Here is a 15916-nt window from a genome sequence, read left to right as displayed (position 1 = left end):
TCGTCGGCATGGGGCTGAAGAGCTGAAAGGGGACGGCCGGAGTCCGTGACGCGAACGCCACGCGGCCGGTGAAGTGGAAAGGCGCGTCTAGAACGGGCGGCGGCCCGAGGCGAGGGTCTTGACCGCCTCCACCGTCGGACCGAGGTAGAGCTTCCGCACGTCGGCGGGCGCCTTGGTCAGCAGCCACCGGAACAGGGAGAACATCACACGCGGCGTCGGCCGCAGCCAGCGCTCCTCAGCGTTGTCGAAACCGAGGGCGGAAGGCACGAAGTCCGCCTTCTTCAGCTGGGAGAAGAGCTCGTCGGCAGCGGCCTCACCCGTGATCACACCCTGCTCGCACAGCTCGGCCTGGGTGACCATGGCGTCGAAGAGGGACTTGTAGCCGTCGTGATCGGGCCACCACAGGCCCAGGTTGGGCACGTCCTCCAGCTCACGCAGATGCTGGACGTCCCCGGTGCGCCGGTAGCGCAGCAGCGCGCTCTGCAGCCGGTTCGCGCTCACGACCGAACCGAACGCCCAGATGCGGAAGATCGCCGACCACAGGCGGTAGTGCTCGAAGGCGATGAAGGAGGAGTCGACCAGGGCGTCGTTGTGGTCCAGCAGGCCCTGCTCCAGCCGCTCGACGTACTCGAACCGCTCCCTGGTGAAGTCGTCCTCCCGCAGAGCGTCGAGCAGGCGCCAGGCGAAGGAGTTGACCACGGTGGCCGTGTTGGAGATGCCGCGGGAGAAGAGCGGATCGATGAAACCGGCCGCGTGGGCCATCAGGCACCAGCGCGCCCCGACGGAACGCGTCGAGGAGTACTGCAGGCGCTCGGTGGACACCCACTCGCGGACCGCCCTCGCACCCTCGAACTGCCGGGCCACGGCCGGATACTTCGAGGCGAACTCGAAGAACTCCTGCTCCGGGGTGAGTTCGCGGTTCTTGGGGTAGCGGCGCGGGTCCATCGTCAGCCCCACGCTCACCAGCGGGTTCCGGGACTTGGAGGTGTTGTCGAACGGGATGACCCAGAACCAGCCACGCTCGAAGACGTGGTGCATGGTGCCGTTGTACCAGGGCGTCGGCGGACGCTGGCTGTCCTCGTGGTGCAGCACCTCGTCCCCCTTGACGTTCACCATGTGGGTGAAGAGGGAGCGCGAATGGTGCTTGAGCCTGCTGGGCTCCTCCCGCAGCTGCAGCTTCGCCGCGAGCGGAGAGCGGAAGCCGCTCGCGTCCACGAGGAAGCGGCCGGTGGTCTTGGTGCCGTCCACCCCGTGGATCCGCACCAGGTCGTCCTCGATGTCCACTTCGCTGACCGGGTGGCCCAGCCTCGGCACACAGCCGTGGCGCACCGCGGCGTTGAAGAGGAACTGGTCGGTGTCCTGCCGGAAGAGGTGACTGGTCTGGCTGAGCCCCGACGGGGTGCTCAACTGCGTCGCCTCGTGCCAGTTGGGCTCCTCGCCCTCCCGGTGCAGGAGGAAGCCGAAGTGCTCCTTCGTACCGAAGGAGTGGTTGATGTCCCCTGTGGCCTCGGCAAGGCTCGCGAGGGACGCGATCTCCGGGACGCCGTACCTGTCGGCCATGATCCGCAGGGTCACCAGCGTCTCAGGGATCGTCGACTCCCCGACGGCGAACTTCGGGTGCTCCCCCGCGTCGACCAGCAGGACCTTCGCACCGTTACGGGCGAGGATGGCGCCCAGCATCGTGCCGGCTATTCCGGCGCCCAGAACGATGACGTCGTACTCCGGACGCCCCTGGCCTTCACCCTTGTGTGACTTCTCTGCATGCATGAAGAGCTCCTCGCTCAGATACGGCCACTGGCCAGGTCGTCGGTCGCGGCCTGCAGGTACGCTTCCGCGCCGGCCGGTGCGTGTCGTTGCGCCCACTTCGAGACCGCGTCCGCGTTCGCACCGGAGACGCCGAGCAGACGTGCATCGGGGTCACCGAAGCCCGTCCGGGGCGGTGTGAGGGGAGATCCTTCGATGAGTTCGAAGATCCGCCGGGCCGCTTCCCGCGGATCCGCGCCGTCCTTCTGAACGGCCTGGCACTCCGCGGCGGCCGCCGCGAACAGCTCCTGGTAGCCGGGGAGCTGACCGTCGCCCGGCAGGGTCGCCGGCAGCGGCAGAGCGATCCGTACGGCGTCCCCCGAACGCTCCAGCTCACCGCAGGCGTGCCGCAGCTTCACGGCCGAGTGGAACATCCCCAGCTGACGGACGTGAAGCACCGCCCTGGCCAGCAGCCCGTCCTGAAGGGCGGGCCAGAACAGCGAGGCGAAGTCCGCCCCGGACTCCCGCAGCCGGCGGTCGAGTTCACCGATCTCCTCGAAGGCTCCGGCTGAGAAGTCCTTCGCGGGAACGGCTTCGAGCAGACGGGCGGCCAGCGCGTCGACGACATGGAGGTCGCGGATCAGCGCGTCGGACATGAAGTGGTCGTCGTACCCCGGGGTCTCCCCGATGGCGCACCACCTGTCGCCCACGGTGACAGGCCGTACGTACTGGTGCGGCTCCGGAGCGCGCCACAGTTGCACCGCCACCGCGTTCTCGAACCGGCCCTCGGCAGAGGGGACATGGCGGAGCACGGACCGGAACTCCGCCTCCGGCTGCTCGTCCGTGCGGGGAAAGCGCTCGGCGTTCAGCACGAGCTCCACGCTCGAGAGCTGGTTGGGGGCGCCCTTGTGATTGCCGAACGGGGTCACCCGAAGGCAGCCACCGTCGAAGAGGTGGTGCAGCGGCCCGTATCCGGCGTCCGCGTCGTCACCCGCCGCGCCCGCGAAGGGCCGGACACCGGTCATGTGGGTGTGCAGGACCCGCGTCGACGGGCCGGCCCCGCTTCCCTCCCGGGACTCGATGCCGAGCTGCTTCATCAGGGCCGAGTCCCTGCCGCCGGCGTCCACCAGGTAGTCCGCGCTGAACGTCTCGCCCCGCGAGGTGCTGACGACGACCCCGTCGTCCGAGAACTGCACCGACTCCACGTTCGCCAGCTGCCGTGCCTCCGCTCCGTGGCGCACCGCCGTGTAGAAGAGGTAGGCGTCGACGTCCTGCCGGTAGAGCGCCGCCGACGGGTGGCTGCGGGGGCCGGCGAGACACAGCAGGTCGCCGTCCGCGCTGCCTTCACCGTCCGCGGAGTGGTGGACGAAGCCCAGCCCGGGAGACTTCCCGACGGAGCGGCTCACCTCTTCGTAGGTGCTCTCGAAGCCGTCCAGAGCGACGAGTTCCGGCAGGCCGTAGCGCAGTCCTAGCGCGCGGAAGAGCGTTGACGCGTACGGAACGGCCGTCTCTCCCGCCGCGAACCGCGGATGAGTGCCCTCGGCGACGATGCCGACCTCGACCCCGGCACGCGCGAGAACCGCCGCCAGGACCGAAGCCGGAAGTCCGCTTCCGAGAACGAGGACGTCGTAACGCCGACCGGTGCTGCTCGCCGTGCTCATGCTTCTCCTTCTGTGCTCCGAGGAGCCTCATCTGCAAGGGCCGGGAGCAACCAGGCAGCACGGCGCATCCGCTGATCCGCAAAATGGCAGGCGGATCGGCAGCGCACGGCACGCGGACATGGTGGCGTCCAAGCGATGCACATCAAGATCGTGCGAAGGCGCACCGGGAGCGGCCCCGCCAGGGAGCGGCTTCTACCCGTCCAGTGGTCCGGAATCAGGCCGTGCGGTGGTGTCCGCGCGCACGGCGCACGCCTCCGTTGAGAGTTCCCCCATTCCCCCGTACTCGCTCATCACTTGTGCACGTCGCCACGGGCGACGCCTTGACCGACAGGTCCGGCGCTTGGGCGCCGAGGGTCGGCCACGGCTGAAACAACGATGACCAAGGGTCAGCTACCGGTCACCGCGCGAGAAACCTAAACGCCTCGGGAGAAGCTGCCAAACGATCACGGATCACTTCCAGCCAGCTCGAAATCCCCCTAGATCAGGGTGAGTTGGGGAAATCTCAAGGGGATTTCCCTCACATGATCACCGCTGTCTGAGAATGCGGATCCCTCCGCGACAACGTTGCCCGCAGCTCGGGCGGCTCTCGCGCGGCGCCGATCGTCCGCACCCATGTTTGGCTTGAAAGAACGCGTGTGCGGATCTTGCTCCGGTGGCGCTGGATAGCGTGTCCAGGTCCACGCCTTGACCACGCGCAGGAGACATCAGTGACGAACCCGACCACCTCACCGCCCTCCATGCGGGACGGCGGCACCGAGATGCTCGAGTGGCTGCGGTTCATGCGGGACGAGCACCCCGTCTGGCAGGACGCGCAGGGTCTGTGGCACGTCTTCCGCTACGAGGACGTGCAGCGTGCCTCCACCGACCACGCCGCCTTCTCCTCGGACCGCGGCAGGGTGATGTCCGGCACCAAGAACATCGACCGCGGCAACATCGTCACGATGGACCCGCCGGAGCACGGCCAGATACGCAAGCTCATCAGCCAGGCTTTCGCCCCCCGGGTCATCGCCGGTCTCGCCCCCCGCATCACCGAGGTCACCGAGGAACTCCTCGACGCCGCTTCCGGCGCCGGCACCCTCGACCTGGTCGACGACCTGGCCTACCCGCTGCCGGTCATCGTCATCGCGGAGCTCCTCGGCGTACCGACGAGCGACCGGGACCTCTTCCGCCACTGGGCACAGCAGTTCCTCAACATGCAGTTGCGCGGACGCGGCGACCCCGAGCTGCTGCGGGCCATCCAGGAAGTCCTGGCGGAGATGAAGCAGTACTTCGCCGAGCAGTACCGGGAACGCCTGAAGAACCCGGGGGACGACCTGTTCACCGCGCTCAGCGCCGCCGAGTCGGACGGTCAGCGGCTGGACGAGGAGGAGGTCGTCAACTTCACCGGACAGCTGCTTCTGGCCGGACACGTCAGCACGACCGTGCTGCTCTCCAACGTCGTCGTCTGCCTCCAGGACAACCCCGAGGCCGCCGCGGCGGTACGTGCCGACCGCTCGCTCATCCCCGACGTGGTCGAGGAGGCGCTGCGCCTGCGCACCCCCTCCATGCACCTCGGGCGCATCACCACCGAAGAGGTCAAGATCGGTGGCAAGGTCATCCCCGCCGACAGCATCGTCTCCGCCTGGCTTCTCTCGGCCAACCACGACGAGCGGCACTTCGAGAATCCGGGAGCCTTCGACCTCGACCGCCGGGCGCGGGACCACCTCGCCTTCGGGCACGGCGTGCACTTCTGCATCGGCGCCTCGCTCGGCCGCCAGGAGGGCCAGCTCGCGCTGAGCTCACTCCTCGACCGCTACAGCGACATCGAGACGGTCGACCGCGAGAAGCTCCAGTGGCACGACAACGGCATCATGTTCGGCCCGAAGGACCTGCTCATCTCCGTGCGCCCGTAGCCGCTGAAGAGCGTCGCCCGCGGCCGCCGGACGGCAGCCGCGGGCGGCACTCTCAGAAGGCGATGAGCAGCATCACGAGCGCGCTCAGCATGATCCAGATCCAGCCCAGCACGAGCCCCGCCGTCGCGGCGCTCTCGCCGGACTCCCCCGTACGCCGGATCTCGCCCCGCGCCTTGTATCCCAGGACCACGGCAGGCACCGCCGCGAACCCCCACAGCAAGGGGGCGGCCAGACCGCACACGAGTGATGCCACGGCAGCGCTGTTCTGCCGCCGGGGCGGCGGCGGGTAAGGCATCAGGGGCTGCTGCTGATACGGAACCAACTGCCCGTGTGGAAAAGGGCGTTGGTACGTGGGAGGCATGGCGCTCGGGCCGTTCGGCACGTCACTCGTCAGCTGCTGGAGCTCCTCGACGGTGCGCGCCGACAGGGCGCGTCCTGAACGGTGGTCGTACTCGTCCTTGGTGAGCCGTCCCTCGGCGTAGGCGGCCTTGAGCACATCGCCCGCCCGGTCCCTGTCCGCATTCCCCGCCAGCATGCAGCGCCTCCCCGTGAAGGAGCGGTGAATACCCGCCCCGCGTGGGGACGGGTACCTCCAAGGGCCCGGACACAGTGTCCGCCCCCTCCATCATCAGGGACGAGCACGCCGGGTGGCCAGTTCCCTTCCGCCGGTTGATTCCCGGACGGGACCGGCCACCCGGGGCCGTACTCAGGCGGCGGGTGTCAGGGGAGCGTCCTCCGGCGCCTGCTTCTCGGCGTTGACGGCCACCACCGTGATGAGCAGCGCGACGACGTACAGGGCCGCGGCCACGAGGAAGGCGACCGCGTAGCCGTGGGTGAGGGCGTCGAGCGCCTTCCCCATCAACGCGCCGTCGTGCGAGGCGACAGCACGGTCGAGGACCTCGTCCGCCGCGGGCACCCGGCTGTTGGCCGAGGAGATCGCCACTGCGGACAGCAGCGCCAGGCCGAGCGCGCCGCCGATCTGCTGCGTGGTGTTCAGCAGCGCGGAGGCGATGCCGGAGTCCTCCTGCCGCACCTTGCTCACAGCGCCGAGTGTCATCGGGACGAAGGTGAGCCCCAGCCCGGTGCCCACGACGGTCATGGGCGGCAGCAGCTGGGTGAAGTAGGACGCGGCCGGCTCCAGGGTGCCGAACCAGAGCATGCCGGCGATGCCGACCAGCAGTCCGGCACCGGCGATCACACGGGGCGCGAAGCGGGTCGCCACCTTGGTGGCCAGGGTGGAGCCGAGGGCGATGCCGAAGCTGAAGGGGAGGTAGGCGAAGCCGGTCCGCACGGGGCTGTAGCCGAGGACATCCTGCATATAGAGCGTCAGGAAGTAGAAGGTGGCCAGCATTCCGGCACCGACCAGCAGCATCGTGGCGTAGCTGCCCGAACGGCTGCGGTCCCGGAAGAGCCGCAGCGGCATCATCGGGTGCGAGGACCTCGCCTGGATGAAGACGAAGAGCGCGAGGAGGACGAGGGCCGCGGCGAGGCAGGCCACCGTGATGCTGTCCGTCCAGCCCGCCTCGCTGCTGCGGGTGATCGCATAGACGAAGGACACGAGCCCAACCGTGGCGATGACGGCACCCGGGACGTCCAGACGTCCGGCACTGCGCCGGCTTCCGGTGAGGGCGGTGGTGCCGGCCAGGACCGCAAGGCCGATGGGGACGTTGACGAACATCACCCAACGCCAGCTGAAGTCGGCGAGGACTCCGCCGAGCAGGAGCCCGAGGGTCGTACCGATCGCGGCCATGGCTCCGTAGACGCCCATCGCCTTCGTACGGGCCTCCCCCTCGGGGAAGTTGGTCGTGATCAGGGAGAGCGCGGTGGGCGTGATGATCGCCGCTCCGACGCCCTGAAGGACCCGGGAAGCGATCAACAGCGCCTCACCCGGTGCCAGTCCGCCGAGCAGCGAGGCGACGACGAAGAGGGCAAGGCCGATCCGGAACATGCGTCTGCGGCCGAAGATGTCACCGGCTCTGCCCCCGATCAGGAGAAGGCCGCCGAACGCCAGCACGTAGCTGTTGACGACCCAGGCCAACTGGGAGGCCGACACGTCGAGATCCGTCTGGATGCTCGGGAGTGCGATGTTCGTGATGGTGCCGTCCAGCGAGACCATCAGTACGGCGGCGGCGATGACGATCAGCGCCGAGCCGGAACGCGGACCGGCGGGTGGAATGCCGGCCTCCTTGGGATCGGCTTCCGTCCCCAGAGACTTGGACATGAATCTCTTCTCCTGCGTGGTCGGGATGGGTGACGGCGTGCGCCGGAAATCCGGCGCACGCCGTCTGCCGGGCACACCACGCTCCGTCCCGGGTGAGGACGTGGCGACGGGGGTTGCACGGCGTGAGATCACGGCTCGCTGCGGGCCGCCGGGGGGTACGGAACCCAGCCGGAGCAGGCCGCCGGTTCGTGCGAACAGCCGAACCGGAAGGGGGACTCCAGCGGTTCGGCTGCCTACCGGAATGCGACGCTTCGCGTACGGCTGCCGGCAAACGACCTTCGGATATCCTGCTCAGCCGTTTCTTTCACGCTCAGAACGATAACAACGCCTAGGTATATTAGGCAAGAACCAAGAGACATTAGGTTGCATTCAACCGGAGGTGCCAAATGGCCCGGGCTGGACTGACTACTAGACGGGTGGCGGAGGCTGCGGCAGACCTGGCGGACGCCGTCGGGTTCGAGAACATCACCGTGTCGGCGCTGGCACGGAGCTTCGGCGTCGCCGACGCCAGCCTCTACTCGCACGTCCGGAACGTGCGCGACCTGCGCACCAAGGTGGCGGTCCTGGCCTCGCTCGAACTGTCCGAGAGCATCAGCACTGCTGTGGCGGGGCGCGCCGGGAAGGACGCCCTGAACGCCTTCGCCAACGCCTACCGGGACTTCGCCCTGGCCCATCCCGGCCGCTACGCCGCGGCGCAGATCCAGCTCGACGCGGGGGACTTCGAGGAGTCCGGGCAGCTGCGCGCCGCCCAGACCACCTACGCGATGCTGCACGCCTACGGACTGCAGGAGCCGGACCTCACGGATGCGGTCCGGCTCCTGCGCAGTTCCTTCCACGGTTTCGTCAGCCTCGAGGCCGCCAAGGGCTTCGCCTACTCCCGGCCGGTCGAAGCGTCCTGGGAGCAGTCCGTCGAGGCACTGCACAACATGCTGCAGCACTGGCCCTCGCGGGCCGCATGACGGGCCAGGCGCTCAGGTGTTGGCGCCGCCGTCGACCGTGAGGGAGGCGCCGGTGATCCACCTGCCGCCGGGACCTGCCAGGTGCGCGACGGTCGCGGCGATGTCCTCGGGCTTCCCGAAGTGCCCGAGTGCCGTACGGGCGGCCTTGCCGCCGGCGTCCGGGCCGTCGGCGGGATTGAAGTCCGTGTCGACCGGTCCCACCCCGATGATGTTGGCCGTGATGCCCCGCGGACCCAGGTCTCGCGCGAGCCCCTTGGTCATGCCGATGAGGCCGGCCTTCGTCAGCGCGTACATGGTCAGTCCGGCGCGCGGGACGCGCTCGGCGACACTGCTGCCGATGGTGATGATGCGCCCGCCCTCGGACAAGTGCGGGATTGCTGCCTGTACGGCGACCACGGGTGCCCGCAGGTTGACCGCCAGCAGGTGGTCGAAGTCCTCGAGTGGGACCTCCTCGACGGGCCCGCCGACACCGGTGCCGGCGTTGTTGACGAGGATGTCCAGCCGTCCGAACTCGGCGACGGTGTCCGCCACCGAGCCGGTGACCGCCGCAGCGTCCGCACAGTCGGCCTGGAGCGCGAGCCCGCGCCGCCCCAGCCCCTTTATCTGTTCGACCACCTCGGCCGCACCGTCGGCGCTCCGCTGATACGTCAGTGCCACGTCGGCACCTTCCTCGGCGAGCCTCAGGGCGATCCCCCTCCCGATGCCCCGGCTTCCGCCGGTCACCAGCGCCACCTTGCCGTTGAGTGCAGCAGTCACAGATATCTCCCTCTCGGTTGGAACCATGTGCAAGGAACGTGGGAGCGGACGGGCCGCCGGGAGGTCACGCCTTCCCGGCCCCTCCGCCGTGCTCCCCGGAGCCGACCGGCTTCTCGTCGACCAGGGCAGGAGTGGGCGCGGGAGAACCGCTCGCGGGGGCGGGCTTCCGCGAGCCCGCCCAGTTCCGCATGACCGGCATCTCCACGAAGTGGTAGAGCAGGAAGGAGATGCCCAGGCTGACGGAGAAGGCGATCGCGACGGCCAGCAGCCCCGGGAGCAACCCGAGGTGTCTGTCCCAGCCGATCGCGGTACGCACCACCAGGATCACGATCTCGTGCACGAGGTAGAACGCGAACGAGGCCTCACCGAGCCTGCGCATCACAGGGGAGCCCAGCCAGGAGACGCCCCCGCGCGACTCGAACAGCGCCACCGAACCGATGAGCAGTGCCATCGGGATGACGGAGACCGCGTCGAGCGTGTAGTTGAAGGGCACGACCAGCGAGACCGCGTATCCGGCCAGCGCCACCAGCCCGGCCTGCGCGACGCTCACCTTGAAGCGGCCGGTGAGCACGAGCCGTGCGATCAGGATGCCCAGCACGAAGTCCAGGGCCCGTACCGGCGGGAAGGTCAGCAGGAACCAGAAGGGGTACATCGAGACCCCGCCGAGCATCGTGCCGTCGTACGAGCTGGGGAACCGCGGTGTCTCCGGCAGCACTTGGGCCACGACCGGCAGCAGCAGGATGACTGCCACCACGCCGGCGGCCCACCAGAGCAGACGGTCGGCCCTGATGCGCTTGATCAGCGGCAGCAGCACCGGGAAGAGCAGGTAGAAGAGCAGATCGCAGGAGAGCGACCAGCTCGGCCCGTTGCCGCCGCCGGGCTCCGGACGCCAGGAGTGCAGGAGGAGGACGTTCAGCACCGAGTCGAGGAACGAGGTGTCGGCCGCCGCATACAGGGCCATCGCCAGCGCGAAGGTGGCCAGATGGTTCGGGTACATCTTGCAGAGCCGACGGCGGAGGAACCGGCCGTAGCCCTCTCCCGACCGGGCCGACCAGGTGAGGACGAAGCCGCTCAGCATGAAGAAGAAGGAGACGCCCATCAGGCCGCCGCTCTCGAACAAGAACTTCAGCCCGCCGCCCATCGCCGAATCGGGCGCGAAGAAGTTGTAGATGGCGATGTGGCAGAGGAAGACCACCAGGGCGGCGACGAATCGCACCCCGGTGATGACGTCCAGCCTGCCACGGCGCACCGTGCTCACTTCGGCATCCATGTGCTCTCCTACCCAGGACTCTCATGCGTCGGGACATGACCGAGCCGGCCGCACGGGACATGTGCGGCGGCGATTCTCCGGACTCGCGGCGGCTCTTCCGCCTCTGCCGCTTCCGGCCGCAGCCCGCTCCGCGGCGCTGCCGTCAGTTCATCGGGGCCAGGCAACACCCGACTGACGGCCCCCCATCGCGCTTGATCCTTGCAGAGGCTTCGGCCCGGGTGTAGGGGCTCAGATGGCCGGTGCAGGTCGTGGCCCAGGACGGCCCTCGACGGCCGCACGGCTACAGGGAACGGGCGATGATCACTCGCTGGATCTGGTTCGTCCCCTCGATGATCTGGAGCAGCTTCGCCTCCCGCATCCAGCGCTCGACGGGATGGTCCAGGACGCAGCCGTGGGCGCCGAGCGCCTCCACGGCGTCGGCCGTGACCCGCATCGCCGTGTCGGTCGCGAACAGCTTCGCGCGGGCCGCGGTCGCCGTGACGAGCGAGGCGTCCGCTCCGGCGTCCATGGTGCGGGCGGCCTCGCCGACCAGTGCCCGGGCGGCGGCCACTTGCGTCGACATGTCCGCCAACAGGAAATCCATGCCCTGGGATTCGGTCACCGGGCGTCCGAACTGGTCCCCGGCCCTGGCGTACTTGACGGCGTAGTCGAGTGCCGCCGATGCCAGCCCGACCGCGCAGGCGGCGATGCCGAGGCGGCCCCGGTCGAAGAGGCCGGTGGCGATCAGGAAGCCCTTGCCGGGACGGCCGATCAACCGCCCGGCCGGTACTCGGGCCTGGTCCAGGACGACGGCCGCGGTCGGCGAGGAGCGGACGCCCATCTTCCGCTCGGGCAGCTGCACGGTCAGCCCTGGCGTGTGTGCGTCGGCCATGAGCAGCGACAGCCCGCGGATCCCCGACCGGCCCGTGCGGCAGAAGAGGTTGTAGTAGTCGGCCTGCCCTGCGTGGCTCGTCCAGGCCTTGGTTCCGGTGACGGTGTACTCCTCGCCGTCCAGCGCGGCGGAGGCACCGATCGCGGAGATGTCCGAACCGGCCTCGGCCTCGGAGATGCAGTTCGCTCCGAGCAGGTCGCCGCCGAGCATCCGCGGCAGCAGCTCGGCACGCTGCGCCTCGCTCCCGTAGGCCGCGACCCCGTAGCAGGACAGGACGTGGATGTTGACGGACTGGGCCACGCACAACCAGCGGCGGGCGAGCTGCTCCAGCACCGCCAGGTAGACCTCGTACGGCTGGCCTCCGCCGCCGTACTCCACCGGATACGGCAGACCGAGCAGGCCGGCCTTGCCGAGGGTGCGCAGCAGATCGCGCGGGAACTCGGCACGCTCCTCGAAGTCGTCCGCGCGCGGGGCCAGTTCCTTCTCCGCCAGCTCCTCGACCAGGGCGAGGAGATCTGCGGCCGGCGCGGAGCCGCCGCCCGCCTGTACGGCCGGGAGGGAGACGCCGGGCGAGTCGGAAGGTTGCATCGGTTCAGTCCTCGTCAAATTCGGTGGAGTCGTTGAGGGGACGGGAGGCGCAGCCGAGCACCGCCAGCCGGAGCCGGGGCCGGTGCCAGGGCGCGCCGAAGGCGACGGTCACCGCCGCCCCGGCGAACGACGGCAGTACGCGCCAGCCGATGCCTCCCGCGACACCGCCGTCCGCCCTCAACGGCCCGGGCAGCACCGGGAATCGGCGGGGCAGACCGGTACCGGCCGCCTTCGCACGTGCCTCGTGCACCGTCCAGCAGCGGGCGAGCAGAGATGCCTGCCGTCCGGACGGCTCCGCGGCCAGCTCCTGCCTCTGGGCCGGGGAACAGCAGCGCCGGACCAGTCCGGGCCGGGGCGGCACGGGCTGCTCCGTGTCCACACCGACGTTCCGGCCGCGGGCAACCGCGACAGCGACCACGCCGCCGCCGTGAGAGATGCTCACCCCGATGTCCGGAGCCTCCCGGACGACGGGCCTGCCGCGCCCCGTTGTTCCGATCCGGTACTGCAGCGCGTACTCGCCGAGGCTTCTGCCCAACGCCCAGCGCAGCAGCGCCCGGCCCGCCCTGTACTCCCGTGCCCGTATGGGCGGAAGGGCCGCGGCCCTCTCCCGTTCGGTGTCCGCCAGCAGCTCGGGACGCTGCGGTACGGCAGAGAGGCCGGCGCAGACCACCAGCACCTCCCTCGTCCGCTCCGGGCTGCCGGTGTCGCTCACCCGCTGCGCCAGTCGGCGGCCTCGGGCCAGACGCGGGCGACGCGGCGGGCGGCGTAGTCCCAGTAGGAGCGGACGGACAGGTCGGCGTAGATGAAGTCGCGCTTGAGCCGGACATCCGTCTCGGTGGACCAGTGGTACGACTGCCCGCTCTGTTCCGCCAGCAGCTGGAGCCGGCAGGCGCGTTCCAGCACCTGCGCGAACACGGCGGCATGACGGACGCTCTTGCCGACCACGACGCCGCCGTGGTTGCGCAGGAGAACGCCTTCGCCTTCGTCCAGCGCCTTGGCTATGGCCTCGCCCGTCTCCTGGTCGAGCACGGTGTTGCTGGTGTCGGTGAAGAGGCCGAGCCGGTCGGTGAAGTGGGCGCCCTCGTGCGACACCGGGCGGACCGGCAGGTCCGTGGCACCGAACACCAGGGTGTGCGGTGCATGGCTGTGAACGATGCCGTTCACGTCGGGGCGGGCGCGGTAGACGGCCTGGTGCAGCGGGAGTTCGGGCGGTGCCAGCGGATCGACCGGCGAGTCCGCGTGAACCGACGCCGCGACCACCTGGTCGGGAGTGGCCTCGTCGAACCCGCACAGGGCGTTCTTGATGTAGAAGGTGTCGGAACCGGGCAACCGGGCCGAGATCTGGCCTTGGTTGAAGTCGTCGTGCCCGTCGATGGACAGCATCCTGGCGCCGAGGGCGATCTGGACGGCCAGTCGTCCCGCGGCACGGGGAGAGCCGGCAGCGCTCGAGGCACTCATACGTGATCACCCCGGTCCGGCCCGGCACCGGGCCCGCCCATCGAGGCGAGCATGTCGTCGAAGATGTCGTGCACGGCGTAGTGGCCGGGGCTTCGGCCCACGGTCCAGCCCGCCACACCGATCGCGGTGGAGGCCGCGGCGTCCAGGGACAGCACGCCGTGGCTGACGGTGAAGGTCTGCTCCGGCCAGGTCAGCCGTATCTCGTGATCGCTGACCGCGCCGCCGGCCCGCAGCGAGGCGACGTCGGAAACGCTGCTGCCTGTGCCGTCCTCCCATCGACGGGCCAGGGCCGTGGCGGTGGCGCTGGGCCGGTGGGTCTTGGTCGCGGGGTGGCGCTCCAGCACGGCCGCCTCCGGCACGATGCCGGTGATGCCGGCCCGGTCCATGGTGCGCACCGCCTGAACAACCAGTTCCATGGACCGGGTCATCAGGTAGTTGCCGAGCGAGAGGTTGGTGGCGCGGACCACCGGGACGTGCTGCGCGAGCCCGTCCAGCAGCCTGAGGTGCTCCTCGTCCAGGTCGGAGACGCACTCCACCAACGGCACCCGCAGCCGGGTGCACAGCTCGACCGCGTGCCGTACGGCCGGGGCGGCGCTGCAGTCGACGAGCACGTCGGGAGCGAGGAGGGACTCCCACTTCTCCGGATGACGTGGATCGAACTCGTGGACGAGTATGTCCTCTTCGGCGCACTTCCGGGCGAGCGTGCCGCCGAGCCTGCCGAGGCCCGCGACACCTATGACGGGCTCAGGCACCGGTCGTCTCCCCGAGGTGCTCGTTGACGAGTCCCACGATGCCCTCGATCGTCTCGAAGCGCTCGCTCTCCTCCTCCGGGTCGAGGTAGACCCCGAGCTCGTTCTCCACCGCGTCGATCATGCGGATGTAGGAGAGAGAGGAGTAACTCACCCCGGACAGGGACCAGCCCGCGGCGGCCAGATCCGCCTCTGAGAGGTCGCCTTCCGCGGAGTGGAGCACGATGCCGACGATGCGGGCGCGCAGGGTGTCCGCCTGGGGCACCGTCATGGCTGAGGTCTCCTTCGATGTCATGCCTTCTCCTTGATGGGCTCGAACATGCCGCGCAGCTCCGCCATCGACGGCTTGCCGCTGGAACCGCGGGGGATCTGCGGTACGACCCGGAGCATGGTCGGCACCTTGTGCGCCGCCAGACGTCCGGCCACATGCCGGCGTGGAACCGCGAGGTCCAGTGAGGAGTCACCTGCGAGTACGGCTCCCAGCGCGGCACCTCCGTGCCGGTCGGTCACCTCCAGCACGACGGCGTCCTCTACGCCCTCGGCCCCGCGCAGTGCTTCCGCGACCTCGACGGCGTCGATCTTGCGACCGCCGACATTGATGACCTGGCTGGTACGGCCGGTCAGTACGAGGCTGCCGCCGTCCAGGTAGCCCAGGTCGCTCGTGCGGTAGTACCCGTCGGCGGTGGTCCTGCTCTCCAGCAGGCCGGCCACGTTGAGGTACCGGGTCCCCATGGATTCGCTGCGGACCTCCACGACGTCTTCCTGCCCGGCGCCGGTACCGGCTCGCAGGGAGACTCCCGGCAGCGGCTGGCCCAGGCCCGGGTCGGTGAGCGGGTCGGTGGCGAAGGTGAGAGGCCCGGCTTCCGCGGCTCCGTAGTAGTTCTGCACGGGCACACCTGTCAGTTCCGTGAACCGGGCCTTGACCTCGGGGCTCAGCGGCGCGGCCGACGAGATCGCCATGCGCAGGTGCTGGAAGCCGCCGAGTCCCGTGCCGCGCCGCACGAGCGACTCGAACAGTGCGGGGAAGCCGACCAGCCTGGTCGCCTCGCTCTGGTCGAGCCCCCGCACGACCTTGCCGGAGGTGGGCAGTCCGTGCCCGAGGTGGAGCTGCGCGCCGGGCAGGAAGGCTGCCAGCAGCGAGGTGTTGAAGGCGAGACCGTTGGAGAGCGAGGCGAAGCACACGATGCGGTCCTCGCCGGTCAGGCCGGTGCCGTCGACCCAGTTGACGGCGGCGCGGTGCACCGCGTGTCCCGAGAACTCGATGCAGTTTGGACGGCCGGTGGACCCCGAGGTGAAACGGCAGACCTCGGTGGTCTCGTGGAGTTCGGGGCGTTCGGCTGCCCCTTCCGTACGGGTGAAGGCGGAGAGCGAGAGCCCGCGCACGGCTCCCCTGCTCTCGGTTCCCGGCGGCGTGCCGGCACCTGCCTCGTGAACGAGCAGGTCGAGGCCGCAGTCGTCGGCTATGTCCAGCGTCTCCTGCGGGCCGGTCGCCTTGTCGAGGAGGAAGGGGACACAGCCCGCCCTGAGCAGTCCGAGGTAGAGGACCACGTACGCCGCGGAGTTGCCCGCGCGCAGGCCCACCCGGAGGCGACCCGCGTCAGCGGGCAGCCGCGTGGCCAGTTCGCGGGCCGTGTAGGAGCTCAGCTGCTCCAGTTCCCGGTAGGTGTAGGTGGTGCGGCTGTCGGCCACGGCCAGGCGGTCCCCGTGTTCCCGCAGCGCCGTGGTGATGAGGTCACCGAGCACTTGTT

Annotated in this window: 14 protein-coding genes; 2 read left to right on the top strand and 12 right to left on the bottom strand. The window is 69.7% G+C overall.

Annotation, left to right across the window (positions count from 1 at the left end; translation table 11 throughout):
- Positions 1–87: 87 nt before the first annotated feature.
- Positions 88–1767, bottom strand: a complete 1680-nt coding sequence (locus tag H5J26_RS02250) for an NAD(P)/FAD-dependent oxidoreductase (protein WP_181763934.1) — start codon at positions 1765–1767, stop codon at positions 88–90.
- 14 nt (positions 1768–1781) lie between these two features.
- A complete protein-coding gene (locus H5J26_RS02245) occupies positions 1782–3404 on the bottom strand; it encodes an NAD(P)/FAD-dependent oxidoreductase (protein ID WP_181763933.1) in 1623 nt (540 codons plus the stop codon).
- A gap of 707 nt (positions 3405–4111) precedes the next feature.
- Between H5J26_RS02245 and H5J26_RS02240 the strand changes: the two genes are divergently transcribed.
- Entirely contained in the window at positions 4112–5296 is a 1185-nt protein-coding gene (locus H5J26_RS02240; RefSeq protein ID WP_210770916.1) for a cytochrome P450, read from the top strand.
- 52 nt (positions 5297–5348) lie between these two features.
- Here H5J26_RS02240 and H5J26_RS02235 read toward each other — a convergent pair whose 3' ends face one another.
- Positions 5349–5831 (bottom strand): DUF1707 and DUF4190 domain-containing protein, encoded by a 483-nt coding sequence (locus H5J26_RS02235; protein WP_181763932.1) that lies wholly within the window; start codon positions 5829–5831, stop codon positions 5349–5351.
- Positions 5832–6002: 171 nt separating this feature from the next.
- A complete protein-coding gene (locus H5J26_RS02230; protein ID WP_181763931.1) occupies positions 6003–7517 on the bottom strand; it encodes an MFS transporter in 1515 nt (504 codons plus the stop codon).
- Between the two features lie 386 nt (positions 7518–7903).
- Between H5J26_RS02230 and H5J26_RS02225 the strand changes: the two genes are divergently transcribed.
- The gene (locus H5J26_RS02225; protein ID WP_181763930.1) at positions 7904–8476 is read left to right on the top strand and encodes a TetR-like C-terminal domain-containing protein; all 573 of its coding nucleotides are present in this window, start codon (positions 7904–7906) and stop codon (positions 8474–8476) included.
- 12 nt (positions 8477–8488) lie between these two features.
- Here the strand turns inward: H5J26_RS02225 and H5J26_RS02220 are convergent, their stop codons facing one another.
- From H5J26_RS02220 to H5J26_RS02185, 8 genes are all read right to left on the bottom strand, one after another.
- Positions 8489–9259 (bottom strand): SDR family oxidoreductase, encoded by a 771-nt coding sequence (locus tag H5J26_RS02220; RefSeq protein WP_210770915.1) that lies wholly within the window; start codon positions 9257–9259, stop codon positions 8489–8491.
- 37 nt (positions 9260–9296) lie between these two features.
- Positions 9297–10502 carry an acyltransferase family protein gene (locus H5J26_RS02215; RefSeq protein ID WP_181763928.1) on the bottom strand — a complete coding sequence of 402 codons (1206 nt, stop codon included), beginning with the start codon at positions 10500–10502 and terminating at the stop codon, positions 9297–9299.
- A 280-nt stretch (positions 10503–10782) separates the two neighbouring features.
- Positions 10783–11961 (bottom strand): acyl-CoA dehydrogenase family protein, encoded by a 1179-nt coding sequence (locus tag H5J26_RS02210; protein ID WP_181763927.1) that lies wholly within the window; start codon positions 11959–11961, stop codon positions 10783–10785.
- A gap of 4 nt (positions 11962–11965) precedes the next feature.
- Positions 11966–12673, bottom strand: coding sequence for a 4'-phosphopantetheinyl transferase family protein (locus H5J26_RS02205; RefSeq protein ID WP_181763926.1), 708 nt, complete (start codon positions 12671–12673; stop codon positions 11966–11968).
- Entirely contained in the window at positions 12670–13419 is a 750-nt protein-coding gene (locus H5J26_RS02200) for a class II aldolase/adducin family protein (RefSeq protein WP_181763925.1), read from the bottom strand. Before H5J26_RS02200 ends, H5J26_RS02205 begins: the two co-directional genes overlap by 4 nt.
- Positions 13416–14171, bottom strand: coding sequence for a dihydrodipicolinate reductase C-terminal domain-containing protein (locus tag H5J26_RS32175; RefSeq protein ID WP_181763924.1), 756 nt, complete (start codon positions 14169–14171; stop codon positions 13416–13418). Before H5J26_RS32175 ends, H5J26_RS02200 begins: the two co-directional genes overlap by 4 nt.
- A complete protein-coding gene (locus H5J26_RS02190; protein WP_235980309.1) occupies positions 14164–14463 on the bottom strand; it encodes a hypothetical protein in 300 nt (99 codons plus the stop codon). The genes H5J26_RS32175 and H5J26_RS02190 overlap by 8 nt, the downstream gene beginning before the upstream one ends.
- Positions 14460–15911 (bottom strand): class I adenylate-forming enzyme family protein, encoded by a 1452-nt coding sequence (locus tag H5J26_RS02185; RefSeq protein WP_181763923.1) that lies wholly within the window; start codon positions 15909–15911, stop codon positions 14460–14462. The genes H5J26_RS02190 and H5J26_RS02185 overlap by 4 nt, the downstream gene beginning before the upstream one ends.
- Between the last annotated feature and the right edge of the window lie 5 nt (positions 15912–15916).

The organism is Streptomyces albidus (ex Kaewkla and Franco 2022), assembly GCF_013870515.1.
Lineage (GTDB): Bacteria > Actinomycetota > Actinomycetes > Streptomycetales > Streptomycetaceae > Streptomyces > Streptomyces albidus.
Note: the sequence above shows the minus strand (reverse complement) of the source record. Positions and strands in the feature narration are given on the sequence as shown.